The sequence below is a fragment of the Pseudomonas sp. Sample_24 genome, from assembly GCF_004307605.1.
Classification (GTDB): domain Bacteria; phylum Pseudomonadota; class Gammaproteobacteria; order Pseudomonadales; family Pseudomonadaceae; genus Aquipseudomonas.
The window spans coordinates 1-1,264 of the sequence record NZ_RCNW01000151.1 but is presented as its reverse complement, the minus strand read 5'-3'; the positions used below and the strand labels follow the sequence as shown (position 1 = coordinate 1,264).

The following is a 1,264-nucleotide window of genomic DNA, read 5'->3' as shown; positions in this document are numbered from 1 at the left end:
AACTCCAGATCAAATCGTTGGGGCGCATCCAGGCGAAGACCTTGGCCATGTCGCGGCCATCGAGCACGCCTTTTTGATAGGAGCGACGTTTGGCGGCTTCCAGGGTCTGCTCGTCGGCGAACAAGGTCGCCGGGGACTCCAGCTCGCTGTCGAGCAGGCTGACCAGGTAGGTTGCGCTGGAGACACGGCGCAGTTGGCGCTTGGCCTGCAGATGGCCTTGCAGGGCGGCGATGGTCAGTCCGCCGGCACAGGCACCCATCAGGTTGACCTCGCGGGCGCCGGTGATCGCGCGGCAGACGTTCATGGCCTCTTCGACCGCTTCAACGTAAGTCGACAGTCCCCATTCGCGATGGCGTACATCCGGATTGCGCCAACTGATCATGAAGGTCTGCAAGCCATTCTTGAGCGCGAACTGGACGAAACTGTTGTGCGGGCTCAGATCGAAAATGTAGTACTTGTTGATTTGCGGCGGCACCACCAGCAGCGGTTTGGAGTACTGCTTTTCGCTCATCGGCTTGTACTGGATCAGCTCCAGCAATTCGTTGCGAAACACCACGGAGCCCGTCGTGGTGGCGACGGTCTTGCCGACTTCGAATGCCTGTTTGGTGACCTGCCGGGGCAGGCCGTCGTTGTGCAGCAGATCGTCAACCAGATGACTGATGCCGCGCACCAGGCTGTTGCCGCCAGTGTTGAAGATTTCCTTGATCGCCAGGGGATTGAGCAGGCTGTTGGATGGCGATACGGCATCGTTGAGCAGGGCGAAGGCAAAGTGCGCACGAGCACGATCATCAGGGCTCATGGTGCTTTGGTCGATCCAGCTTTTGACCTCTTTCTGCCAGCTCAGGTAGGCCTGCAGGCTGCGACGATAAAACGGATTGAGGCTCCATGCCGGGTCGGCGAATCGACTGTCGTGCGGATTGGTCGGGTGCAGGGTATCGCCCAACAACACTCGCCCTAGTTGCCCGCCCAGTTTCAAGGCATGCCGAGCCGTGTGTACCGGGTTGCGCAAGCCATGGACAGCAACACTGCGCAACGTCGAAATCAGATCCCGGCCGCGCAGACCGGTAATCGCACTCTGTGCGTTGATGAACACGGCGGGAGTGGGCAAAGACTCCCTCGCTGGTTTTTCACGCATCAGTCAACACTCCTTCGTCTTCAGGCCAAAAACAAACACACCGAACCAGAACACCATAGACGCTGTAGCGGGTTGTTGCGCGGCGCGGCATCCTGCCGACCGACAATGCGTCGGTTAACCGCCCAATGG

1 protein-coding gene is annotated in these 1,264 nt (G+C 59.6%); it reads right to left on the bottom strand.

Going from position 1 to position 1,264, the window contains the following annotated elements; genetic code table 11:
- Positions 1 to 1,135: alpha/beta hydrolase (locus tag D8V06_RS07470; RefSeq protein WP_130930715.1), on the bottom strand; the 1,135-nt coding region annotated here is incomplete at its 3' end.
- Between the last annotated feature and the right edge of the window lie 129 nt (positions 1,136 to 1,264).